The sequence below is a fragment of the Pseudomonas sp. 9.2(2024) genome (assembly GCF_039695385.1).
GTDB classification, from domain to species: Bacteria; Pseudomonadota; Gammaproteobacteria; order Pseudomonadales; family Pseudomonadaceae; genus Aquipseudomonas; species Aquipseudomonas paraglycinae.
Genome location: NZ_CP155585.1, coordinates 1,418,352 through 1,439,500 on the forward strand (window position 1 = coordinate 1,418,352; position 21,149 = coordinate 1,439,500).

Annotated in this window: 23 protein-coding genes; 14 read left to right on the plus strand and 9 right to left on the minus strand. The window is 61.2% G+C overall.

What is annotated here, in order from left to right; translation table 11 throughout:
• Nucleotides 1–13: 13 nt before the first annotated feature.
• From ABFB52_RS06245 to ABFB52_RS06265, 5 genes are all read right to left on the minus strand, one after another.
• On the minus strand, nucleotides 14–1,036 hold the full coding sequence (locus tag ABFB52_RS06245; RefSeq protein ID WP_102686926.1) for an SIS domain-containing protein: 1,023 nt from the start codon (nucleotides 1,034–1,036) through the stop codon (nucleotides 14–16).
• Complete coding sequence (nagA, locus tag ABFB52_RS06250; protein WP_129973717.1) at nucleotides 1,017–2,123, minus strand: N-acetylglucosamine-6-phosphate deacetylase; 1,107 nt, start codon at nucleotides 2,121–2,123, stop codon at nucleotides 1,017–1,019. The genes ABFB52_RS06245 and nagA overlap by 20 nt, the downstream gene beginning before the upstream one ends.
• A gap of 30 nt (nucleotides 2,124–2,153) precedes the next feature.
• Nucleotides 2,154–2,885 (minus strand): GntR family transcriptional regulator, encoded by a 732-nt coding sequence (locus ABFB52_RS06255; protein WP_129973718.1) that lies wholly within the window; start codon nucleotides 2,883–2,885, stop codon nucleotides 2,154–2,156.
• Between the two features lie 328 nt (nucleotides 2,886–3,213).
• Entirely contained in the window at nucleotides 3,214–3,729 is a 516-nt protein-coding gene (locus ABFB52_RS06260; protein WP_007954614.1) for a L,D-transpeptidase family protein, read from the minus strand.
• Nucleotides 3,730–3,831: 102 nt separating this feature from the next.
• Nucleotides 3,832–4,383 (minus strand): NUDIX hydrolase, encoded by a 552-nt coding sequence (locus ABFB52_RS06265; RefSeq protein ID WP_129973719.1) that lies wholly within the window; start codon nucleotides 4,381–4,383, stop codon nucleotides 3,832–3,834.
• 147 nt (nucleotides 4,384–4,530) lie between these two features.
• Between ABFB52_RS06265 and ABFB52_RS06270 the strand changes: the two genes are divergently transcribed.
• The 5 genes from ABFB52_RS06270 to purT all read left to right on the plus strand — a co-directional run bounded on the left by ABFB52_RS06270 (nucleotide 4,531) and on the right by purT (nucleotide 7,885).
• A complete protein-coding gene (locus ABFB52_RS06270; RefSeq protein WP_064382420.1) occupies nucleotides 4,531–5,130 on the plus strand; it encodes a CoA pyrophosphatase in 600 nt (199 codons plus the stop codon).
• A gap of 47 nt (nucleotides 5,131–5,177) precedes the next feature.
• Nucleotides 5,178–5,702, plus strand: a complete 525-nt coding sequence (locus ABFB52_RS06275) for a gamma carbonic anhydrase family protein (protein ID WP_007954617.1) — start codon at nucleotides 5,178–5,180, stop codon at nucleotides 5,700–5,702.
• The gene (locus ABFB52_RS06280; RefSeq protein ID WP_085747018.1) at nucleotides 5,699–5,908 is read left to right on the plus strand and encodes a DUF1289 domain-containing protein; all 210 of its coding nucleotides are present in this window, start codon (nucleotides 5,699–5,701) and stop codon (nucleotides 5,906–5,908) included. Before ABFB52_RS06275 ends, ABFB52_RS06280 begins: the two co-directional genes overlap by 4 nt.
• Before the next feature lie 227 nt (nucleotides 5,909–6,135).
• Nucleotides 6,136–6,603 (plus strand): preQ0 transporter, encoded by a 468-nt coding sequence (locus ABFB52_RS06285; RefSeq protein WP_007954619.1) that lies wholly within the window; start codon nucleotides 6,136–6,138, stop codon nucleotides 6,601–6,603.
• A 100-nt stretch (nucleotides 6,604–6,703) separates the two neighbouring features.
• The gene (purT, locus tag ABFB52_RS06290; RefSeq protein ID WP_039769540.1) at nucleotides 6,704–7,885 is read left to right on the plus strand and encodes a formate-dependent phosphoribosylglycinamide formyltransferase; all 1,182 of its coding nucleotides are present in this window, start codon (nucleotides 6,704–6,706) and stop codon (nucleotides 7,883–7,885) included.
• Nucleotides 7,886–7,932: 47 nt separating this feature from the next.
• Here purT and ABFB52_RS06295 read toward each other — a convergent pair whose 3' ends face one another.
• The 3 genes from ABFB52_RS06295 to ccsA all read right to left on the minus strand — a co-directional run bounded on the left by ABFB52_RS06295 (nucleotide 7,933) and on the right by ccsA (nucleotide 11,551).
• Nucleotides 7,933–9,249, minus strand: coding sequence for an MFS transporter (locus ABFB52_RS06295; protein WP_085747019.1), 1,317 nt, complete (start codon nucleotides 9,247–9,249; stop codon nucleotides 7,933–7,935).
• Between the two features lie 235 nt (nucleotides 9,250–9,484).
• Nucleotides 9,485–10,726 (minus strand): transporter associated domain-containing protein, encoded by a 1,242-nt coding sequence (locus ABFB52_RS06300; RefSeq protein WP_085747020.1) that lies wholly within the window; start codon nucleotides 10,724–10,726, stop codon nucleotides 9,485–9,487.
• A gap of 12 nt (nucleotides 10,727–10,738) precedes the next feature.
• Entirely contained in the window at nucleotides 10,739–11,551 is an 813-nt protein-coding gene (gene ccsA, locus ABFB52_RS06305) for a cytochrome c biogenesis protein CcsA (protein WP_007954625.1), read from the minus strand.
• A gap of 209 nt (nucleotides 11,552–11,760) precedes the next feature.
• On the opposite strand from ccsA, the gene ffh reads away from it, so the two are divergent.
• The 6 genes from ffh (at nucleotide 11,761) to ABFB52_RS06335 (ending at nucleotide 15,836) form a co-directional block, all read left to right on the plus strand.
• The gene (gene ffh, locus ABFB52_RS06310; RefSeq protein WP_129973720.1) at nucleotides 11,761–13,137 is read left to right on the plus strand and encodes a signal recognition particle protein; all 1,377 of its coding nucleotides are present in this window, start codon (nucleotides 11,761–11,763) and stop codon (nucleotides 13,135–13,137) included.
• 249 nt (nucleotides 13,138–13,386) lie between these two features.
• Nucleotides 13,387–13,638 carry a 30S ribosomal protein S16 gene (gene rpsP / locus ABFB52_RS06315; RefSeq protein ID WP_003198088.1) on the plus strand — a complete coding sequence of 84 codons (252 nt, stop codon included), beginning with the start codon at nucleotides 13,387–13,389 and terminating at the stop codon, nucleotides 13,636–13,638.
• Between the two features lie 5 nt (nucleotides 13,639–13,643).
• The gene (rimM, locus tag ABFB52_RS06320; RefSeq protein ID WP_007954628.1) at nucleotides 13,644–14,180 is read left to right on the plus strand and encodes a ribosome maturation factor RimM; all 537 of its coding nucleotides are present in this window, start codon (nucleotides 13,644–13,646) and stop codon (nucleotides 14,178–14,180) included.
• A 3-nt stretch (nucleotides 14,181–14,183) separates the two neighbouring features.
• Nucleotides 14,184–14,936 carry a tRNA (guanosine(37)-N1)-methyltransferase TrmD gene (trmD, locus tag ABFB52_RS06325; RefSeq protein WP_007954629.1) on the plus strand — a complete coding sequence of 251 codons (753 nt, stop codon included), beginning with the start codon at nucleotides 14,184–14,186 and terminating at the stop codon, nucleotides 14,934–14,936.
• A gap of 45 nt (nucleotides 14,937–14,981) precedes the next feature.
• A complete protein-coding gene (rplS, locus tag ABFB52_RS06330; RefSeq protein WP_003175895.1) occupies nucleotides 14,982–15,332 on the plus strand; it encodes a 50S ribosomal protein L19 in 351 nt (116 codons plus the stop codon).
• 90 nt (nucleotides 15,333–15,422) lie between these two features.
• Nucleotides 15,423–15,836 carry an acyl-CoA thioesterase gene (locus ABFB52_RS06335; RefSeq protein ID WP_011332614.1) on the plus strand — a complete coding sequence of 138 codons (414 nt, stop codon included), beginning with the start codon at nucleotides 15,423–15,425 and terminating at the stop codon, nucleotides 15,834–15,836.
• 117 nt (nucleotides 15,837–15,953) lie between these two features.
• On the opposite strand, the gene ABFB52_RS06340 is transcribed toward ABFB52_RS06335, so the two are convergent.
• Nucleotides 15,954–17,762 carry a sodium:proton antiporter gene (locus ABFB52_RS06340; RefSeq protein ID WP_129973721.1) on the minus strand — a complete coding sequence of 603 codons (1,809 nt, stop codon included), beginning with the start codon at nucleotides 17,760–17,762 and terminating at the stop codon, nucleotides 15,954–15,956.
• Between the two features lie 107 nt (nucleotides 17,763–17,869).
• On the opposite strand from ABFB52_RS06340, the gene xerD reads away from it, so the two are divergent.
• The 3 genes from xerD to ABFB52_RS06355 all read left to right on the plus strand — a co-directional run bounded on the left by xerD (nucleotide 17,870) and on the right by ABFB52_RS06355 (nucleotide 21,077).
• Nucleotides 17,870–18,766 (plus strand): site-specific tyrosine recombinase XerD, encoded by an 897-nt coding sequence (xerD, locus tag ABFB52_RS06345; RefSeq protein WP_102718370.1) that lies wholly within the window; start codon nucleotides 17,870–17,872, stop codon nucleotides 18,764–18,766.
• 143 nt (nucleotides 18,767–18,909) lie between these two features.
• Nucleotides 18,910–19,641, plus strand: coding sequence for a bifunctional protein-disulfide isomerase/oxidoreductase DsbC (gene dsbC, locus ABFB52_RS06350; protein WP_129973722.1), 732 nt, complete (start codon nucleotides 18,910–18,912; stop codon nucleotides 19,639–19,641).
• A 131-nt stretch (nucleotides 19,642–19,772) separates the two neighbouring features.
• Entirely contained in the window at nucleotides 19,773–21,077 is a 1,305-nt protein-coding gene (locus ABFB52_RS06355; protein WP_018926703.1) for a homoserine dehydrogenase, read from the plus strand.
• Nucleotides 21,078–21,149 lie beyond the last annotated feature (72 nt).

Here is a 21,149-nt window from a genome sequence, read left to right on the forward strand (position 1 = left end):
GTTCGGTTCGGACTCAGTGCGTACGGGTGACTTTGCTCAGGTGTCGCGGCTGATCCGGGTCCATGCCACGGGCCACGGCCAGACCGGCTGCCATCACGTAGAAACTCTGGATCGCCAGGATCGGATCGAGGGCCGGGTGCTCGGCACGGCTCAGGGTCAGGTCGCGCTCGCTCACGTCATCCGGCGCAGCCAGCAGAACGCGGGCGCCGCGTTGGCGCATCTCGGCTGCGAGGCTCAGCAGGCCGGCCTGTTCGGCGCCGCGCGGGGCGAATACCAGTAGCGGGTAATGTTCGTCGATCAGGGCCATCGGGCCGTGGCGGACTTCGGCGCTGCTGAAGGCTTCGGCCTGGATCGCCGAGGTTTCCTTGAATTTCAGCGCGGCTTCCTGGGCAATGGCGAAACCGGCGCCACGGCCGATCACCATCAACCGCTCGCAATCGCGCAGGGCGTCGATGGCCAGGCTCCAGTCCTGTTGCGCGGCTTCGCGCAGGCCTTCGGGCAGAGCGTTGTGCGCTTCCAGCAATTCGCTGTCTTCTTTCCAGTGCGCGATCAGACGGGCGCTGGCGCTGAGGGTGGCGATGAAACTCTTGGTCGCGGCGACGCTGCTTTCGGTGCCGGCCAGCAACGGCAGGCTGAATTCACACGCGGCTTCCAGCGGCGAATCGGCGGCGTTGACCATCGACACGCTCAGGGCGCCACGTTTGCGCAGCAGACGCAGGCTGTTGACCAGATCCGGGCTCTGGCCTGACTGCGAGAAGGCGAACGCAACCTGACCGCTGACCTTCAACGGCGCCTGTTGCATGGTCACCACCGACATCGGCAACGACGCTACCGGAACGCCGAGTTGCTGCATGGTCAGGTAGGCGAAGTAGCTTGCCGCATGGTCGGAGCTGCCACGGGCAACGGTCATCGCCACTTGCGGCGGCTGACGGCGCAGGCGCCCGGCAATCTCTATCATTGGCGGGTCGAGCTGTTGCAGTTGGGCTTGCACGGCCTCGAACGAGGACAGCGCCTCCTCAAGCATTTTTGAAGTCAATGTCTTCTCCTTCGACCATGACGGCGGTCAGTGTGAGTGAGCGATCCAGCCGCACGCAGTCGGCCCAGGCGCCAGGTGCAAGGCGCCCGCGTTCGGTGATGCCGAGGTAGTCGGCGGGAAATTGCGAAAGACGTTGCGAGGCCTCGGCGATCGGCAGGCCGATCTTCACCAGATTGCGCAGGGCCTGATCCATGGTCAGGGTGCTGCCGGCCAGGGTGCCGTCGGGCAGGCGCACGCCGCCCAGGCATTTGGTGACGGTGTGGCTGCCGAGCTTGTACTCGCCATCGGGCATGCCGGCGGCAGCGGTCGAATCGGTGACGCAATACAGGCACGGAATCGAGCGCAGAGCCACGCGGATTGCGCCGGGATGCACGTGCAGCAAGTCCGGAATCAGTTCGGCGAATTTGGCATGGGCCAGCGCCGCGCCGACGATGCCCGGCTCGCGGTGATGCAGCGGGCTCATGGCGTTGTACAAGTGGGTGAAACTGGTGGCGCCGGCTTCGAGGGCGGCGACGCCTTCCTCGTAACTGCCGAGGGTGTGGCCGATCTGCATGCGGATGCCACGGCTGCTGAGTTCACGAATCAAGCCGTCATGGCCGGCGATTTCCGGCGCGATGGTGATCACCCGGATCGGCGCCAGTGCCAGATAGTCTTCGACTTCGGCCATCAACGCGGTGTGGGCAAAGTTCGGCTGGGCGCCGAGTTTGCCAGGATTGATGTACGGGCCTTCGAGGTGCACGCCGAGCACTCGGGCGGCACCTTTTGGACGCTGCTCGCAGAACTCGCCGACCTCCTTGAGCACGCTGGCAATCTCGGCACTCGGCGCGGTCATGGTGGTGGCCAGCAGCGAGGTGGTGCCAAAGCGCACGTGGGTCTTGGTGATGGTTTCGAAAGCGCTGGCACCTTCCATGATGTCCTTGCCGCCACCGCCGTGAACGTGCAGGTCGATGAAACCCGGCAGCAGATAAGGCAGGTCGTTGTTCGCCGGATCGCAAGGCACGCCTTCGATCGACACGACTCTGCCGTGTTCGTGGATCAGCCGGCCGCGAATCCAGCCGTCAGCGGTGAGGATGTTGTCTTCAGACATTTCGCTTCTCTCGTTTGGCCTGGCTGCTGATCAGCGGCGAAGCTCTGCAACAAAGTCGTAGTAGTCGTTGCGGCAATAGGTGTCGGTGACTTCGATCGGCGTGTTGTCTTCCAGGTAGCCGACCCGGGTCATCAGCAGCATCGCGGTGTCGGGGGCGATGCCGACGAGTGCGGCGAACTCGTCCGAGGCGTTGATCGCCTGGATGTGCTGCAAGGCGCGCACGATCGGTTTGCCGATGCTGTCGAGGTATTCGTAGAGGGAGTCGCCCACCACCTGTGGCTTGGGCATGATCGAGGCGGGCAGGGTGCTCATCTCGATGGCCATCACGGTGTCGTCGGCTTTGCGCAGGCGTTTCATGCGCGCGACCTTGTCGTTCGGCGACAGGCCGAGGCGGATCAGTTCTTCGTGGGTGGGCAGGGTGATTTCCCGCTCGAGCCATTGCGAGCTGGGCACGAAGCCCTTGAGGCGCAGCATTTCGCTGAAACCCGACAGACGCGACAGCGGTTGTTCGAGGCGTGGAGTGATGAAGGTGCCGGAACCTTGCAGGCGGCGGATCAGACCTTGATCGAGCAGGACTTCCAGCGCCTTGCGGGCGGTGACCCGGGAAATCCCCAGCATTTCGCTGAGATTGCGCTCCGAAGGCATCGCCTGTTCGGCTTTCCACTGGCCGGCATGGATCGCCGCTTCCAGGTTGCGCGCCAGTTGCAGGTACAGCGGCGTCGGCTGGGAGTCGTCAGGGCGCAGGGCGTGGAGGTCGTTCATGCAAGGCACTTCCGGAGCTGATATTGGTTTGTTGTCGCTCGCTGTTTCGGCGAAAACTAATACCACTTGCATACCATGTCAACGCAGCGGAAAGGCCTGTAGTCCTTTGGAATCGGGTGTTTCAGGGCGGGTGGCTTCAAGTGGTATTAGCGGTGGGCTATGGAAAGCAAAAGATCGCCGTCTGCGGCAGTTCTGGCGGGTGAAAGTGGTATCACCGTTCAGACGTTGCCGCAGGCTGCGATCTTTTGAATTTATTTTTTACGGGCGACCAATGGTCAGGAGAAAGGGCCGCTTCGCGGCCCATTGCAACAACTGCCTGGTTACGGAATCAGGGGCGGATTTCGATCATCGTGCCGTCCGGCACCAGGTTCCAGACTTCGCGCATGTCGACGTTGCGCATGGCGATGCAGCCATCGGTCCAGTCCAGGGTATGGAACAGTTGTTCCGGGTTGTCTTCGGAGTCCGGCGTGCCGTGGATCATGATCATGCCGCCAGGCTCGACGCCTTCGCGGCGGGCGCGGGCGGAGTCGCTGATGTTCGGGTAAGAGATGTGCATCGACAGGTTGAATTTGTCGCTGGTCTTGCGCCAGTCGATCCAATAGAAACCTTCCGGTGTGCGCTTGTCGCCCTCAATCAGTTTCGGGCCTTTTTTCGCGCCCTTGCCCAAGGAAATGCGATAGCTCTTGAGTGGCTTGCCGTCGGCAATCAACTGCAGCTGATGGGCCGATTTGAGCACCAGTACTTTTTCGATGAGCGGGGTGTTCGAAGGCGTCACGGTGGTCACGAATGACGCTTGGGAGACGGTGACGAACGACAGGCAGAACAGGGCAAGCAACCAGCGCATTGAAACGATTCCCCAGAAATGAAGCAGATACTTTATTTATAGATAGTGTGCAGGCGCTGTCGCGGGCTGCGTTAGCCGGTTATCGGCCGGCCGCCGTCGAAATCAAGTGATGGCCGGTTGGGCGAGCGGCGGAATCGATTCGGAGCGAACCGGATAGACCTCGACGCGCCGGTCAGCGAAGAAACATTCCAAAGTACGGCCCACCGTACGGAAAGCCAGCTCGTCCCACGGAATGTCTTCCTCGTCGAACAGTTGCACTTCCAGGCTTTCGGGGCCGGCGGCGAAGTCCAGATCCGCCAGCTCGGCGCGGAAAAACACATGCACCTGACTGATATGTGGCACGTCGATCAGGGTGTAGATGCTCAGGTTGCGCACCCGGGCGCAGGCTTCCTCGGCGGTTTCGCGAATGGCGGCCTGTTCGATGGTCTCGCCGTTCTCCATGAACCCGGCGGGCAGCGTCCAGTAACCGAGGCGTGGCTCGATGGCGCGGCGGCACAGCAGGACTTTGGTGCCCCAGGTCGGCACGCAACCGGCCACGATATTGGGGTTCTGGTAGTGAATCGTCTGACAGCTGTCGCAGACGAATCGCAGCCGCGAGTCGCCTTCGGGAATGCGCTGGGTCACCGGGTTGCCGCACTGGCTGCAAAATTTCATGCTGGGGTTCCTGAATGCTGCGCCTATCTTGGCGTGCAGCGGTGTCAGTCGGCAAGTTGTCGTTTCGCGACATGACCGCCGTTCGGGGCTTGGGCGGTCGCAATGATTGGTGCATGATGCAGGGTAAGGCACCGATCGAGAACACTTATGCTGGACGAGCTACTGCACCGGGTAAGCAATCACACGCCGCGCACGCTGGAGACCGACACGCGTTTCCCCGAGGCCGCTGTCCTGGTGCCGATTACTCGCAGTGACGAACCCGAACTAGTCCTCACCCTGCGCGCCAGCGGGCTCTCGACCCACGGCGGCGAAGTCGCCTTCCCCGGAGGACGACGCGATCCCGAAGACCCGGACCTGGTGTTTACCGCGCTGCGTGAAGCCGAAGAGGAAATCGGCCTGCCGCCAGGACTGGTCGAAGTGATCGGTCCGCTCAGTCCGCTGATTTCCCTGCATGGCATCAAGGTCACGCCGTATGTCGGGGTGATTCCCGATTTTGTCGAATACCAGGCCAATGATGCCGAGATTGCTGCGGTGTTCAGCGTGCCGCTGGAGTTCTTCCGCAAGGATCCGCGCGAACACACCCATCGCATCGACTATCAGGGTCGCAGTTGGTACGTGCCGAGCTACCGTTACGGCGAATACAAGATCTGGGGGCTGACGGCGATCATGATCGTCGAGTTGATCAACCTGCTCTATGACGCCAAAATCAGCCTGCATCAGCCGCCTAAAAGCTTCATCAATACCTGAAGCCATCGCTCGAATGGCCAGCCATCGTGAGCCCTGAGGAAAACAAGATGAAATACCGCCTGGGCGACGCCCGTGTCGAAACCCATCCGCAGAGCTGGGTCGCCCCCAATGCCGTGCTGGTGGGCAAGGTCAAACTGGAAGAGGGCGCCAACGTCTGGTTCAACGCCGTGTTGCGCGGCGACAACGAACTGATCCTGATCGGCAAGAACAGCAACGTGCAGGACGGCACGGTGATGCACACCGACATGGGCTATCCGTTGACCATCGGCACCGGCGTGACCATTGGCCACAACGCCATGCTCCACGGCTGCACGGTCGGCGACTACAGCCTGATCGGCATCAACGCCGTCATCCTCAACGGCGCGAAAATCGGCAAGAACTGCATCATCGGCGCCAATTCGCTGATCGGCGAAGGCAAGGAAATTCCTGACGGTTCGCTGGTGATGGGCTCGCCGGGCAAGGTCGTGCGCGAACTCACCGAGCCGCAGAAGAAGATGCTCGAAGCCAGTGCCGCGCACTATGTGCATAACTCCCAGCGCTATGCGCGCGATCTGGTCGAGCAGGAAGAATGACAACCCCGGAAAGACCTGTCGCCTCGCCGTGCGTGAGCATTTGCGCGCTGGACGAAGACGACATTTGCACCGGTTGCCAGCGTACGGTCGAGGAGATCACTCGCTGGAGCCGGATGACGAATGATGAACGCCGGGTTGTCCTCGGGCTCTGTCATGAGCGGGCGAAGGCCAGTGGGCTGGTCTGGATGTTGCCGCCAAAATCGTGATCATTCTGAGAGTGCCCTCACCCTAACCCTCCCCCAGAGGGAGAGGGGACTGACCGAGGTGTCTTTCGCTATACGCCGACCTGAGCCATCGAGTCGAACTCAAGATTTGAAAAGCCCCCGATCTGCTCCCTTTCCCCCTCGCCCCCTTGGGGGAGAGGGTTGGGGTGAGGGGTGGCTCTTGATCTTCGGGTCCAGTAACCTGTGCGCCAAATTGACAGGTCACGCCCATGATTTTCCTCATCGCCTACATCAGCAGCGTCGTGCTGATCAACTTCGCCTTCTCCACCGCGCCGCACCTGGACATCATCTGGTCGGCCTGGGGCGGGCTGGTGTTCGTGCTGCGCGACATGGTGCAGATCCGCTTCGGCCACGGCGCGATTGTGGCGATGCTGGCGGCGCTGGTGCTGTCCTATGTCACGTCCGATCCGTCGATTGCACTGGCCAGCGCCACGGCATTCGCGGTCTCCGAGTGCATCGACTGGCTGGTGTTCACCATCACCAAGCGCCCGTTGCGCGACCGCTTGTGGATCAGTTCGGCGCTGAGCATTCCCCTCGATACCTTCATCTTCTTCGGCATGATCGACCTGCTGACGCCGCCGGTGCTCATCACCGCGCTGGCCTCGAAGTTCGCCGGTGTGACTGCGGTCTGGCTGATCATGGCCTGGCGCGAACGCAAACAGGCTGTCGCCGGCTGAAGCCAAACCCTCAGGTTCATGTAAAATGCCGCGCTTTCTCCCCATGGAAAGCGCGTCTGGCGTTGCTTTCCTCGATGATCCGCTTCTTTGAGGACCTGAGATGACCCGTATCGGAACTCCATTGTCGCCGACCGCGACCCGCGTATTGCTGTGTGGCTGTGGTGAGTTGGGCAAAGAAGTGGTGATCGAGCTGCAACGCTTGGGCGTTGAAGTGATCGCCGTTGACCGTTACGCCAATGCGCCGGCCATGCAGGTTGCCCATCGCAGCCACGTGATCAACATGCTCGACGGCGCCGCCCTGCGTGCAGTGATCGAAGCCGAGAAGCCGCACTTCATCGTGCCGGAAATCGAAGCCATCGCCACCGCGACTCTGGTCGAACTGGAAGCCGAAGGCTTCACCGTGATCCCGACCGCTCGCGCCGCGCAACTGACCATGAACCGCGAAGGTATCCGTCGCCTGGCCGCCGAAGAGCTGGACCTGCCGACTTCGCCGTACCACTTCGCCGACACCTTCGAGGATTACAGCAAGGCCGTTCAGGACCTGGGTTTCCCATGCGTCGTAAAACCGGTGATGAGTTCGTCGGGCAAGGGCCAGAGCCTGCTGCGCAGCGCCGATGACGTGCAGAAAGCCTGGGATTACGCCCAAGAGGGCGGTCGCGCCGGCAAAGGTCGCGTGATCATCGAAGGCTTCATCGATTTCGACTACGAAATCACTCTGCTGACCGTGCGTCATGTCGGCGGCACGACGTTCTGTGCGCCGGTCGGCCACCGTCAGGAGAAGGGCGACTATCAGGAATCCTGGCAGCCACAGGCCATGAGCCCGGTGGCGCTGGCTGAATCCGAGCGCGTTGCCAAAGCCGTGACCGAAGCGTTGGGGGGGCGTGGCCTGTTCGGCGTCGAGCTGTTCATCAAAGGCGATCAGGTGTGGTTCAGCGAAGTGTCGCCGCGTCCGCATGACACCGGTCTGGTAACCCTGATTTCCCAGGACCTGTCGCAGTTCGCCCTGCACGCCCGGGCGATCCTCGGCTTGCCGGTGCCACTGATCCGTCAGTTCGGCCCATCGGCTTCGGCGGTGATTCTGGTGGAAGGCCAGTCGACCCAGACCGCATTCGCGAACCTCGGTGCTGCACTGAGCGAACCGGATACCGCGCTACGTCTGTTCGGCAAGCCTGAAGTCAATGGTCAGCGTCGCATGGGTGTTGCACTGGCCCGTGACGAGTCGATTGAAGCCGCTCGCGCCAAGGCGACCCGTGCTTCTCAGGCGGTCGTTGTAGAGCTGTAATCTCGCAACCTGATCGCTCCCGCATCGGGCGGGAGCGATCAGGGCATTTACGACACCTGATTCAAATCGTTATTACGCGTTTCCTTCAGGCACAGCACAGCGATCAAGCTGAGCACCGCGGCCGCAGACACATACCCGCCGACGTAACTCAAACCACCCATCGCCACCAGTTTCTGCGCGAAGAACGGCGCCGCGGAGGCTCCGACAATGCCGCCGAGGTTGTAGGCTGCCGATGCACCGGTATACCGGACATGCGTCGGAAACAGTTCCGGCAGCAGCGCACCCATCGGGGCGAATGTCACCCCCATCAGAAACAGCTCGATGCACAGGAACAGCGCCACGCCCCAGGTCGATCCCTGAGTCAGCAGCGGCTCCATCAGAAACCCGGAGAGAATTGCCAACACACCGCCGACGATCAGCACCGGCTTGCGCCCGTAACGGTCACTTGCCCACGCCGACAAAGGCGTGGCAGCCGCCATGAACAGCACCGCAAAGCACAGCAGCCCGAGGAATGTCTCGCGGCTGTAACCCAATGTGGATACGCCGTAGCTCAGGGAAAACACCGTCGAGATGTAGAACAGTGCGTAGCAGACCACCATGGCGGCGGCGCCCAGCAGCGTCGGTGCCCAGTATTGGCTGAACAGCTCGACCAGCGGAACTTTCACTCGCTCCTGACGGGCGATGGCATTGGCGAACACCGGGGTTTCGTGGAGTTTGAGGCGCACGTACAGCCCGACCATCACCAGCACGGCGCTGAGCAGGAACGGAATCCGCCAGCCCCAGCTGCGGAACTGTTCGTCATTGAGCGTCATGGCCAAGGACAGGAACAGACCATTGGCGGCCAGAAAGCCAATCGAAGGGCCGAGCTGCGGGAACATGCCGAACCACGCCCGTTTACCTTTCGGGGCGTTTTCGGTGGCCAGCAGCGCCGCGCCGCCCCATTCGCCACCCAATCCCAGGCCCTGGCCGAAGCGCAGCACGCAAAGCAGGATCGGCGCCCAGGCCCCGATGCTGTCGTAACCCGGCAGCACGCCGATCAGCGTGGTGCAGACACCCATCAGCAGCAGCGAAGCCACCAAGGTCGATTTGCGCCCGATCCGGTCACCGAAGTGGCCGAACAGCGCCGAACCCAAAGGTCGGGCGAGGAAGGCGATGCCGAAGGTCAGGAATGCCGAGAGCATCTGCGCCGTGCCGGAAGTCTGCGGGAAAAACACCGGCCCGATCACCAGCGCAGCGGCGGTGGCGTAGACGTAGAAATCGTAGAACTCGATGGCCGTGCCGATGAAGCTCGCCGTGGCCACGCGGGTGGCGGAGTTGGTCGGTTGGGCAGGCGTGGTGTCGCTGTAAGCGGTACTGGTCGTCATGCGGTGATCCCTGACAGTCATGAGCTCCGTTGGAGCGAATTATTATGGTCGAACACCCAGGGATGTGGGATGAGGCGCGATCGCTGCTTCAGGTAGGAACAGTCGTCGGTGTGATGCGGATATTGCCGATGAACCGGCCGGAATTTGTCGGGTGCGGGGTAAGCACGCGGTTCGGCGGGGCTTGGGTAAGCCCCGCGATTATAGGAAGGTGGCTAACGATTGAACAAGAGGCTGCCTAGCGCGCCGTGGCCAGCGCCGGGGCCGAAGTGGTGTGCCAGATCAGGACTTTGCTCACCCGGTTCTCCTCGGTTTCGAGAATCTCCAGCCGGTAGCGGCCGATCTTCAGGCAGACCGCGCTTTCCGGGATGGTTTCCAGCGCTTCGGTTACCAGGCCATTGAGCGTCCGGGGGCCGTCGCTGGGCAGGTGCCAGCCCAGGCATTTGTTCAGTTCGCGAATCGACGCCGCGCCATCGATCACCATGCGACCATCGGCCTGTGGGTGGATGTGCGGATTGTCGAGGCTGTGCTCGCTTTCGAATTCGCCGACGATCTCTTCGAGAATGTCTTCCAGGGTGACGATGCCGAGGACTTCGCCGTACTCGTCCACCACCATGCCCAGACGCCGCTGCTGCTTGTGGAAGTTCAGCAGTTGCAGTTGCAGCGGGGTGCTTTCAGGGACGAAATACGGCTCGTAACTGGCCGCCAGCAACGCTTCGCGGGTCAGGCTGCCATTGTCCAGCAGGTGACGGATCTGCCGGGTGTTGAGCACCGCTTCGACCTGATTGATATCGCTGTGGAAGACCGGCAGGCGAGTGCGCCGGTTCTTGCGCAATTGCTCGATGATTTCTTCGATCGGATCGTCGAGGTTGATGCCGTCGACATCGCTGCGCGGCACCAGAATGTCGTTGACCGTGATGTTATCCAGCGCATGGATGCCTGAAACCGGGTGTGGGCGCACCGGATGATCCGGGTCGTCATGACGCTCCGTCGGCACATCATCTTCGCTCTGTTGCACCACCTGGGCCTTGCGAATGAACGGGCGCATCAGCAAAGCACTGATGCGGCTGAGCAACCAGGCAAGCGGGTAAACCACCTTCAGCGGGACCGCCAGCAGCGTATTGCCGAACGCCAACACCGCATCCGGATAACGCTGGGCGAGGGCGCGGGGGAAATAGTCGGCAAAGACAAGCAGCAGGGCGCCGGCACCGAGGCAAGCCGCCCAGGGGCCGTTTTCTTCGCAGAGAAAGATTGCCAGCAGCGTGGCCAGAATGACGGCGAGGGCGCGGCACAGAGTATTGCAGAGGATCAGGCTTTCGAGCGGGAAACTGAGCTTTGCCAGCGGCTTGTCGCTGGCGCGGGAGGCGGTGCGTTGCGCGAGCAGGTGCTGTTGCGCCGCTTCGACGGCGGTAAACAGCCCCGACCAGAGAATCAGCAGAACAAATACCGCGAGCATCGGCCCTATGGGCAAACCGTCCATTTATGCCGCCCGTCAGATGTGCAGGATGTATTCACGAACCAGTTTGCTGCCGAAATACGCGAGCATCAGCAGGCAGAAACCGGCGAGGGTCCAGCGGATTGCCTTGTGCCCGCGCCAGCCGAGCCGGTTACGGCCCCACAGCAGGACGCTGAACACGATCCAGGCCAGGCAGGCCAGCAGGGTTTTATGCACCAGGTGCTGGGCAAACAGGTTCTCGACGAACAGCCAGCCGGAAATCAGCGACAGCGACAGCAGCGTCCAGCCGGCCCAGAGGAAGCCGAACAACAGGCTTTCCATGGTCTGCAGCGGCGGGAAATTCTTGATCAGCCCGGACGGGTGCTTGTGCTTGAGCTGGTGATCCTGCACCAGCAGCAACAAGGCCTGAAACACCGCAATGGTGAACATGCCATAGGCGAGGATCGACAGCAGAATGTGCGCGAGAATGCCCGGTTCTTCATCGATGACCTGCACCGTGCCGGTCGGCGCGAATTGCGCCAGCAGCACCGTGATTGCACCCAGCGGGAACAGCAGCACCAGCAGGTTTTCCACCGGGATCCGCGAGCAGGCCAGCAGGGTCAGGGCAATGACGGCCGCCGCAATCAGGCTGGAAGCGCTGAAGAAATCCAGGCCCAGACCGATCGGCGTCAATAAATGGGTGAGCAGGCTGGCGCTGTGGGCCAGCACGGCGAGGACGCCGAGCGAGACCAGCAGGCGCTTGTTGGCCTTGGCGCCAGTGGCCAGGCGGGTGCCCTGATAGAGAGTCGCAGCGGCATAGAGAAGGGCGGCGGCGAGGGTGGTCAGCAAACTCGGTGACAAGGGGAGCATAAATCCTGTTAGGCAAGCCCGAAAGGCGCTGAGTTTGGCATAGAACCGCCGTTGCACGAAAGACCGGCAAGCTGACAGCGAGGTGTCCGCCAGACGCAGTCTTCGCTATAATCCGCGACCTGCCCACGCCGCAGGCTCGCCGAGCACATGTTGATTCCGGTCTGGGCCGCCATTATCCCGGTCTACACAGGGCCTGAAAGGATCGCGCAATGTTTGAAAACTTAACCGACCGTCTCTCGCAGACGCTGCGCCATGTCACCGGCAAGGCGAAGCTGACCGAGGACAATATCAAAGAGACCCTGCGCGAAGTGCGCATGGCGTTGCTCGAAGCCGACGTCGCCCTGCCGGTGGTCAAGGACTTCGTCAATTCGGTCAAGGAACGCGCTGTCGGCACCGAGGTGTCGCGCAGCCTGACGCCGGGCCAGGCGTTCGTGAAGATCGTCCAGGCCGAACTCGAAAGCCTGATGGGTGCGGCCAACGAAGACTTGAACCTGAGCGCCGTGCCGCCTGCCGTCATTCTGATGGCCGGTCTGCAGGGTGCGGGTAAAACCACCACCGCCGGCAAGCTGGCGCGCTTCCTTAAAGAGCGCAAGAAGAAGTCGGTCATGGTCGTGTCGGCGGACATCTACCGTCCTGCTGCTATTAAACAGCTGGAAACCCTGGCCAACGACATCGGTGTGACGTTCTTCCCGTCCGACCTGAGCCAGAAGCCGGTCGACATCGCCAACGCGGCTATTAAAGAAGCAAAACTGAAATTCATCGACGTGGTCATCGTCGACACCGCCGGTCGTCTGCACATCGACGAAGAGATGATGGGCGAGATCAAGGCGCTGCACGCCGCGATCAACCCGGTCGAAACCCTGTTCGTGGTCGATGCCATGACCGGTCAGGACGCGGCCAACACGGCCAAGGCCTTCGGTGATGCGCTGCCGCTGACCGGTGTGATCCTGACCAAGATCGACGGTGATGCCCGTGGCGGTGCCGCGCTGTCCGTTCGCGCAATCACCGGCAAGCCGATCAAGTTCATCGGTATGGGCGAGAAGAGCGAAGCGCTCGATCCGTTCCACCCTGAGCGTATCGCTTCGCGGATCCTCGGCATGGGCGACGTGCTCAGCCTGATCGAACAGGCTGAAGCGACGCTCGACAAGGACAAGGCCGACAAACTGGCCAAGAAGCTGAAGAAGGGCAAGGGCTTCGACCTCGAAGACTTCCGCGATCAGCTGCAACAGATGAAGAACATGGGCGGCCTAGGTGGGCTCATGGACAAACTGCCGAACATCGGCGGCGTCAATCTCTCGCAAATGGGCAATGCCCAGAGCGCCGCAGAGAAGCAGTTCAAACAGATGGAAGCCATCATCAATTCCATGACCCCGGCCGAGCGCCGCGACCCTGAGCTGATCAGCGGTTCGCGCAAGCGCCGGATCGCCATGGGCTCCGGCACCCAGGTGCAGGACATCGGTCGCTTGATCAAGCAGCACAAGCAGATGCAGAAGATGATGAAGAAATTCTCCGCCAAGGGCGGAATGGCGAAAATGATGCGCGGCATGGGCGGTATGTTGCCCGGCGGCGGCATGCCGAAGATGTAAAGACTTCGCCGGTCGTCGCACCGGCGCAGACCCTGCAAGGACGCAGGATCAACAGCAAACCCGCACTCGGCGGGAGCTGACCGGCCGTTTTGAATGACGGCCCCATATGCAAATCTGCACGGCATGCCACAGGCGCCGGAAAAAGTCATTTGCAAAAGTCCGGATATTCCTTAGAATATGCGGCCTTTCGGGCACCCATGCCCGCTGTGCATTTAGATTTGCAGCACCGACTACAGGAACGATGTTCACATGCTAACAATCCGTCTTGCCCTTGGCGGCTCCAAAAAGCGCCCGTTTTACCACCTGACCGTAACCGACTCCCGCAACCCGCGTGACGGTTCCCACAAAGAACAGGTTGGTTTCTTCAACCCTGTTGCCCGTGGTCAGGAAGTTCGTCTGTCCGTGAACCAAGAGCGCGTTGCCTACTGGCTGAGCGTTGGTGCACAGCCTTCTGAGCGTGTTGCTCAGTTGCTGAAGGAATCTGCCAAGGCTGCAGCCTGAGCAGTATGAGCGCGACGCCAGAAAAAGCTGATGACCTGATCGTTGTCGGCAAGATTTTTTCGGTTCACGGCGTTCGCGGCGAGGTGAAGGTCTTTTCCTTTACCGATCCGATTGAAAACCTGTTGAACTACCGCAACTGGACGCTTCGGCGCGAAGGCGTGGTAAAGCAGGTCGAGCTGGTCAGCGGCCGATCCACTCAAAAGGATCTGGTTGCCAAGCTCAAAGGCCTCGACGATCGCGATGAAGCCCGTCTTCTGAGCGGTTACGAGATTTGCATCTCGCGAAGCCTTTTGCCCAACCTGACTGGCGACGAGTACTACTGGTACCAGTTGCAGGGTCTGAGTGTCATCAACCAGAACGAAGAATTCTTCGGCAAGGTTGATCACCTGTTGGAGACCGGCGCGAACGATGTATTGGTGGTCAAGCCCTGCGTCGGCAGCCTGGATGATCGCGAGCGGTTGTTGCCCTATACGGAGCAATGCGTGCTGGCAATCGACCTGGAGGCAGGCGTGATGAGGGTGGAATGGGACGCGGACTTCTAAGCAATGGCCAGCCTGCGCGTAGACGTCATTACGCTGTTCCCCGAGATGTTCTCGGCCATCAGTGAGTACGGCATTACCAGTCGTGCGGTCAAACAGGGGCTCTTGCAGCTGACCTGTTGGAATCCGCGGGATTACACGACGGATCGGCATCACACTGTGGACGATCGCCCGTTTGGCGGTGGTCCGGGCATGGTGATGAAGATCAAGCCCCTGGAAGATGCTCTGGTTCAGGCCAAGGCAGCAGCCGGGGAGGCGGCGAAGGTGATTTACCTGTCCCCCCAAGGCCGTCAACTGACTCAGTCGGCGGTACGCGAACTGGCTAAATCGGATGCGTTGATCCTGATTGCCGGTCGCTATGAAGGCATTGACGAGCGTTTTATTGATGCTCATGTCGATGAAGAGTGGTCGATTGGTGACTATGTGTTGTCTGGCGGCGAGCTGCCGGCCATGGTCATGATCGATGCGGTTACACGACTGCTGCCCGGAGCTTTAGGGCATGCGGATTCCGCTGAGGAAGATTCCTTTACGGATGGTCTGCTGGATTGCCCGCACTACACCCGACCTGAGGTGTATGCGGATCAGCGTGTTCCCGACGTGTTGCTGAGTGGCAATCACGCGCATATCCGGCGTTGGCGTTTACAGCAGTCCCTTGGTAGGACCTATGAACGACGCGCCGATCTTCTGGAAAGCCGCTCGCTTTCTGGAGAAGAGAAGAAGCTGCTCGAGGAATACATCCGCGAGCGGGACGATAGTTAACAACGTATCGATGGTAGATCAGACGATTTACCTTAGGAGCACAGCATGACCAACAAAATCATCCTTGCACTCGAAGCAGAGCAGATGACCAAAGAAATCCCTACCTTTGCCCCGGGCGACACCATCGTCGTTCAGGTGAAAGTGAAGGAAGGCGATCGTTCCCGTCTGCAAGCGTTCGAAGGCGTTGTAATCGCCAAGCGTAACCGCGGCGTGAACAGTGCGTTCACCGTTCGTAAAATCTCCAACGGTGTTGGCGTAGAACGTACTTTCCAGACCTACTCCCCGCAGATCGACAGCATGGCTGTCAAACGTCGCGGTGACGTACGTAAAGCCAAGCTGTACTACCTGCGCGACCTGTCGGGTAAAGCAGCTCGCATCAAGGAAAAACTGGCTTAAGTCCAGCTTCCGATGCAGAAAAAAGCAGCCTACGGGCTGCTTTTTTGTTGCCCGCAATTTATCCACAGCATTCCGTTCCAGGCCTGACCCATGACCCCTCGCGAGCAAGAAATCGAACGCCGCACCGAACTCTCGGTGACCCGCGTGACCAAGGCGGTTTTCCCGCCGACCACCAATCACCACAACACCCTGTTCGGCGGCACCGCACTGGCCTGGATGGACGAAGTGTCGTTCATCACCGCCACGCGGTTTTGCCGTTTGCCGCTGGTGACCGTGTCCACCGATCGTATCGACTTCAATCACGCGATACCGGCGGGCTCTATCGTCGAACTGGTCGGGCGAGTGATCAAGGTTGGCAACACCAGTCTCAAGGTCGAGGTGGAAGTGTTCGTCGAAAGCATGAGCTGTGACGGGCGTGAGAAGGCCATTCACGGGCAGTTCAGCTTTGTTGCCATCGATGATGACAAGCGTCCGGTGCCGGTGCTGCCGGGTTTCGCGGCCTGATCCAGCACCGAGCCGCGGCATTCGCGGGCAAGCCCGCTCCCACAGATTTTGTGTTGTCCGCTGATGTTGTGTTCGACACGGACACTGTGGGAGCGGGCTTGCCCGCGATTTGTTCTATCAGGCGCTGCCACTCTCCGGCTGAATAAGCGCCACCAGCGTCCACCCCGGCCCCGGTTTCAGCACGGTTTCCGGCGACACGACATGCACCCAGCCGCTGTCATCGCGCATGAACAGCAGCGTCGCGCGATTGCCATGCAGCGCCCGGTAATCGTCCCAGCCAAACCCGTCCGTCAATGTCGTGCTGTACAGGTCGGCGCCCTGGCCCAATTGGCTGGCGAGTCTGGCGTAAGTCAGCGCCTCGCTCCCCAGTTGATTGCCACGATGTTCGAGGCTGGCGCGGTGCTTGTCGCTGCGTCGGCTCTCCTGACCACTGGCCAGTCCGAACAATCGTTGATGACCAAAGTCATGGCGAAAGCGCATGGCCGCCAGCGTATTGAGTTCGCCCGACGGTGACAGCGCCAGCAGATGCCCCAGTCCGACCAGGTCCAGATGCGCATCGGCGTGCTGCGAGGCCGGATTGCCAAAGTAGGTCGGCAAGCCATCCATGCGCGCCGCGCGGATGTTCTCCCAGCTTGAATCCGTCAGCAGCACCCGGCTGCCCAGCTGTTGCAGCGACTTGCCGAGCAGGCGCGCAGGCCCGTTCGCCCCGACGATCAGGAAGCCGCTGGGCGCTGGTTCCGCAACTTTCAACAGTCGGGCCAGTGGCCGGGCAGTCGCGCTTTGCAGTACGACGGTGCCGATGATCACCGCGAAGGTCAGCGGCACCAGCAACAATGCACCTTCATGGCCCGCTTCATCCAGGCGAATCGCAAAGATCGCCGAGACTGCCGCCGCGACGATCCCGCGCGGGGCAATCCAGCACAACAATGCACGCTCACGCCAGCTCAGACCCGAACCGGCGGTACTTAGCACCACGTTCAGCGGTCGGGCGATCAACTGGATCACCAGCAACAGAATCAGCACCAGCGGCCCGAGACTGATCAAAGCGTTCAGATCCAGTCGCGCCGCCAATAGAATGAACAGCCCGGAAATCAGCAGCACGCTGAGGTTTTCCTTGAAGTGCAGGATATGCCGCACGTCCACGCCCTTCATGTTCGCCAGCCACATGCCCATCAGCGTCACCGCCAGCAGCCCGGATTCGTGCATCACCTGGTTGGCGGCGATGAATATCCCCAGCACCGCGGCGAGCGATGCCAGATTGTGCAAATACTCCGGCAGCCATTGGCGCCGGATGATCGTGCCGAGCAGCCAGCCACCGGCGACGCCGAACGCACTGCCGCAGGCAATCACCCCGCCGAATGTCAGCAGGCTCTGTTCCAGGCCATTTCCTTCGGACCGAGCAATGATGAAGCTGTAGACCACCACCGCCAGCAGCGCGCCGATCGGGTCGATCACAATCCCTTCCCAGCGCAGGATGTTGGCGATCGAAGCCTTCGGCCGCACCACGCGCAGCATTGGCACGATCACGGTCGGGCCAGTAACCAGGGTCAGGCTGCCGAACAGGATGGCGAGCAGCCAGTCGAAGCCCAGCAGCCAGTGGGTCGCGACCGCAATCACTATCCAGGTCGAGAGCGCTCCGATGGTGACCAGGCGATGCACGACGCTGCCGATCTCGCGCCATTCCGACAGGTGCAGGGTCAGGCTGCCTTCAAACAGAATCAGCGCCACCGCCAGCGACACCAGCGGCATCAGCAGCGGGCCGAACATTTCCTGCGGGTCGAGCCAGCCCAGCACGGGGCCCGCCAGAATGCCGGTCAGCAGCAGAAACAGAATCGCCGGCAGTTTCAGGCGCCAGGCAAGCCATTGGCAGCCCAGCGCGGCGGCACCGATACCACCGAAAGCCAACAGAATTTGCTGCTCGTTCATTGAAGCTCCCTGTTCCTTGAAATAGCGGGCTATGAAAGACTAGCGGCCATTTCAACCGTTCACTCTTTATTTGCGCGCAGTGCCAAGCCTGCGTGTCTTGAGCGCCCATGCCTGCCATCGACCACCCACTGATCGACCAGTTTCTCGACGCCCTCTGGCTGGAAAAAGGTCTCTCCGACAACACTCGCGACGCCTACCGCAGCGATCTCGCGCTGTTCAACGGCTGGTTGCAGGACAAAGGTCTCGAGCTGATCAATGCCGGTCGCGAACTGATCCTCGACCACCTGGCCTGGCGTCTGGAACAGAACTACAAACCTCGCTCCACCGCGCGATTTCTCTCCGGTGTGCGTGGCTTTTATCGCTACCTGCTGCGGGAAAAACTGATTTCGGTCGATCCGACCTTGCGCGTGGATATGCCGCAACTCGGTCGGCCATTGCCCAAATCCTTGTCGGAAGCCGACGTTGAAGCTTTGCTGAAGGCACCAGACCTGAGCGAAGCCATCGGCCAGCGCGACCGCGCCATGCTCGAAGTCTTGTATGCCTGCGGGCTGCGGGTGACCGAGCTGATCAGTCTGACTCTGGAACAGGTCAACCTGCGTCAGGGCGTGTTGCGGGTGATGGGCAAGGGCAGCAAGGAGCGGTTGGTGCCAATGGGCGAGGAAGCGATTGTCTGGGTCGAGCGCTACTTGCGCGATGGCCGCAGCGAGCTGCTGGGCGGGCGCCCCAGTGATGTGCTGTTCCCCAGCCAGCGCGGCGAGCAGATGACCCGCCAGACCTTCTGGCACCGCATCAAGCATCAGGCCAAGGTCGCCGGCATTGGTAAATCGCTGTCGCCGCACACCTTGCGTCACGCGTTTGCCACACACCTGCTCAACCATGGCGCCGATTTGCGGGTGGTGCAGATGCTGTTGGGCCACAGCGACCTGTCGACCACGCAGATCTACACTCACGTCGCCCGGGCACGTTTGCAGGATCTGCATGCCAAACATCACCCGCGCGGCTGAGCGCCATTTGTCTTGCGACAGGCGCATTCGGCCACGGGAGCCTTATGTGGTAGGCTTTGCCGGTTTGCACGATGGGCGGTTATGACCCGGTGTTCCGGCACGGGCGTTCTGATCGTTCCATTTGTCCGCCTTCAGGAGTTCTCATGCGTCTGACCCAGATTTTCGCCGCCGCAGCCATTGCGTTGGTCAGCACCTTTGCCGTCGCCGATGACGCGGCCGACAAAGCGATTCGCCAAAGCCTGGAAAACCTCCAGCTCGACGTGCCGGTGGACACCATCACCGCCAGCCCGCTGCCGGGCTTGTACGAAGTCAAGCTCAAGGGCAGCCGCGTGCTTTACGCCAGCGCCGACGGCCAGTACATCGTTCAGGGCTACATGTTCCAGCTCAAGGACGGCAAACCGGTCAACCTGACCGAGAAGACCGAGCGCCTGGGCATTTCCAAACTGATCAATGCGATTCCGGTGGTCGAGACCGTGGTTTACCCGGCCGTGGGCGAAACCAAGTCGCACATCACCGTTTTCACCGACACCACGTGCCCGTATTGCCACAAGCTGCACGCCGAAGTGCCTGAGCTGAACAAGCGCGGCATCGAAGTGCGTTACGTGGCGTTCCCGCGCCAGGGCCTAGGCTCGCCGGGTGACGAGCAACTGCAAGCCGTGTGGTGCTCGAAAGACAAGAAAGCCGCCATGGACAAAATGGTCGATGGCAAGGAAATCAAGGCCGCCAAGTGCGAGAACCCGGTTTCCAAACAGTTCGCCCTAGGCCAGTCGATCGGTGTGAACGGTACGCCGGCCATCGTTTTGGCTGACGGACAAGTCATTCCGGGCTACCAGCCTGCGCCACAAGTCGCCAAACTGGCGCTGGGCGCGAAGTAATTCGCATCGTCACGCCCTGGTGTGACGAGCGTGGTCCGGCGGCAGGATTGCCGGGCCATCAACAGAGAGCCGCGAACCTGCGGTTGTTTTCACGGCCGGCCTCGCGTCGGCCGTTTTATGGGGAGTTCACAGTGAAACCGGTCAAAGTAGGCATCTGTGGGTTAGGGACCGTCGGTGGCGGAACCTTCAACGTACTTCAGCGCAACGCCGAGGAAATTGCTCGTCGTGCCGGGCGTGGAATCGAAGTGGCACAAATTGCCATGCGCACGCCAAAGCCTCAGTTCCAGACGACCGGTATTGCGATTACCAACGATGTCTTCGAAGTGGCCACGAACCCTGAGATCGACATCGTCATAGAGCTGATGGGCGGCTACACCGTTGCCCGCGAGCTGGTACTCAAGGCCATCGAGAATGGCAAGCATGTGGTCACCGCGAACAAGGCTCTGATTGCCGTTCACGGTAATGAAATTTTCGCCAAGGCACGCGAGAAAGGCGTGATCGTGGCATTCGAAGCGGCGGTCGCCGGCGGCATTCCGGTGATCAAGGCGATCCGTGAAGGCCTGTCCGCCAACCGTATCAACTGGGTCGCCGGGATCATCAACGGCACCGGTAACTTCATCCTCACCGAAATGCGCGAGAAGGGTCGCACCTTCGAAGACGTGCTGGCCGAGGCGCAAGCGCTGGGCTACGCCGAAGCCGACCCGACCTTCGACGTCGAGGGCATCGACGCCGCGCACAAGCTGACGATCCTGGCATCGATCGCGTTCGGTATTCCGCTGCAGTTCGACAAGGCTTACACCGAAGGCATCACCAAGCTGACCACCGCCGACGTGAATTACGCCGAAGCGCTGGGCTACCGCATCAAGCACCTGGGCGTGGCACGCAGCACCGCCGCCGGCATCGAGCTGCGCGTACACCCGACGCTGATCCCGGCCGATCGTCTGATCGCCAACGTCAACGGCGTGATGAACGCGGTGATGGTCAACGGTGACGCTGCCGGTTCGACCCTGTTCTACGGCGCCGGCGCCGGCATGGAGCCGACTGCTTCGTCGGTGATCGCGGATCTGGTGGACGTGGTTCGCGCCATGACCTCCGATCCGGAAAACCGCGTGCCGCACCTGGCCTTCCAGCCGGACTCGCTGTCGGCCCATCCGATCCTGCCGATCGAAGCCTGCGAAAGCGCCTACTACCTGCGCATCCAGGCCAAGGACCATCCGGGTGTACTCGCTCAGGTGGCGAGCATCCTCTCTGAGCGCGGCATCAACATCGAGTCGATCATGCAGAAGGAAGTCGAGGAACACGACGGCCTGGTGCCGATGATCCTGCTGACCCACCGCGTGCTGGAGCAGCACATCAACGATGCGATCGCCGCCCTCGAAGCGCTGGCGGGCGTGGTCGGTCCGGTTGTGCGGATCCGCGTCGAGCACTTGAACTAAACAGAAACAGCTGCAAGCTTCGAGCTGCAAGCAGCAAGAGAAAAGCAGTCCGGCTTTTACTTGAAGCTTGTA

Bases quoted from the DNA above. Each gene is read 5' to 3' on its own strand.
- nagA (WP_129973717.1), bottom strand. From the start codon at position 2,123: ATGTCTGAAGACAACATCCTCACCGCTGACGGCTGGATTCGCGGCCGG.
- ABFB52_RS06255 (WP_129973718.1), bottom strand. From the start codon at position 2,885: ATGAACGACCTCCACGCCCTGCGCCCTGACGACTCCCAGCCGACGCCG.
- ABFB52_RS06260 (WP_007954614.1), bottom strand. From the start codon at position 3,729: ATGCGCTGGTTGCTTGCCCTGTTCTGCCTGTCGTTCGTCACCGTCTCC.
- ABFB52_RS06265 (WP_129973719.1), bottom strand. From the start codon at position 4,383: ATGAAATTTTGCAGCCAGTGCGGCAACCCGGTGACCCAGCGCATTCCC.
- ABFB52_RS06270 (WP_064382420.1), top strand. From the start codon at position 4,531: ATGCTGGACGAGCTACTGCACCGGGTAAGCAATCACACGCCGCGCACG.
- ABFB52_RS06275 (WP_007954617.1), top strand. From the start codon at position 5,178: ATGAAATACCGCCTGGGCGACGCCCGTGTCGAAACCCATCCGCAGAGC.
- ABFB52_RS06280 (WP_085747018.1), top strand. From the start codon at position 5,699: ATGACAACCCCGGAAAGACCTGTCGCCTCGCCGTGCGTGAGCATTTGC.
- ABFB52_RS06285 (WP_007954619.1), top strand. From the start codon at position 6,136: ATGATTTTCCTCATCGCCTACATCAGCAGCGTCGTGCTGATCAACTTC.
- purT (WP_039769540.1), top strand. From the start codon at position 6,704: ATGACCCGTATCGGAACTCCATTGTCGCCGACCGCGACCCGCGTATTG.
- ABFB52_RS06295 (WP_085747019.1), bottom strand. From the start codon at position 9,249: ATGACGACCAGTACCGCTTACAGCGACACCACGCCTGCCCAACCGACC.
- ABFB52_RS06300 (WP_085747020.1), bottom strand. From the start codon at position 10,726: ATGGACGGTTTGCCCATAGGGCCGATGCTCGCGGTATTTGTTCTGCTG.
- ccsA (WP_007954625.1), bottom strand. From the start codon at position 11,551: ATGCTCCCCTTGTCACCGAGTTTGCTGACCACCCTCGCCGCCGCCCTT.
- ffh (WP_129973720.1), top strand. From the start codon at position 11,761: ATGTTTGAAAACTTAACCGACCGTCTCTCGCAGACGCTGCGCCATGTC.
- rpsP (WP_003198088.1), top strand. From the start codon at position 13,387: ATGCTAACAATCCGTCTTGCCCTTGGCGGCTCCAAAAAGCGCCCGTTT.
- rimM (WP_007954628.1), top strand. From the start codon at position 13,644: ATGAGCGCGACGCCAGAAAAAGCTGATGACCTGATCGTTGTCGGCAAG.
- trmD (WP_007954629.1), top strand. From the start codon at position 14,184: ATGGCCAGCCTGCGCGTAGACGTCATTACGCTGTTCCCCGAGATGTTC.
- rplS (WP_003175895.1), top strand. From the start codon at position 14,982: ATGACCAACAAAATCATCCTTGCACTCGAAGCAGAGCAGATGACCAAA.
- ABFB52_RS06335 (WP_011332614.1), top strand. From the start codon at position 15,423: ATGACCCCTCGCGAGCAAGAAATCGAACGCCGCACCGAACTCTCGGTG.
- ABFB52_RS06340 (WP_129973721.1), bottom strand. From the start codon at position 17,762: ATGAACGAGCAGCAAATTCTGTTGGCTTTCGGTGGTATCGGTGCCGCC.
- xerD (WP_102718370.1), top strand. From the start codon at position 17,870: ATGCCTGCCATCGACCACCCACTGATCGACCAGTTTCTCGACGCCCTC.
- dsbC (WP_129973722.1), top strand. From the start codon at position 18,910: ATGCGTCTGACCCAGATTTTCGCCGCCGCAGCCATTGCGTTGGTCAGC.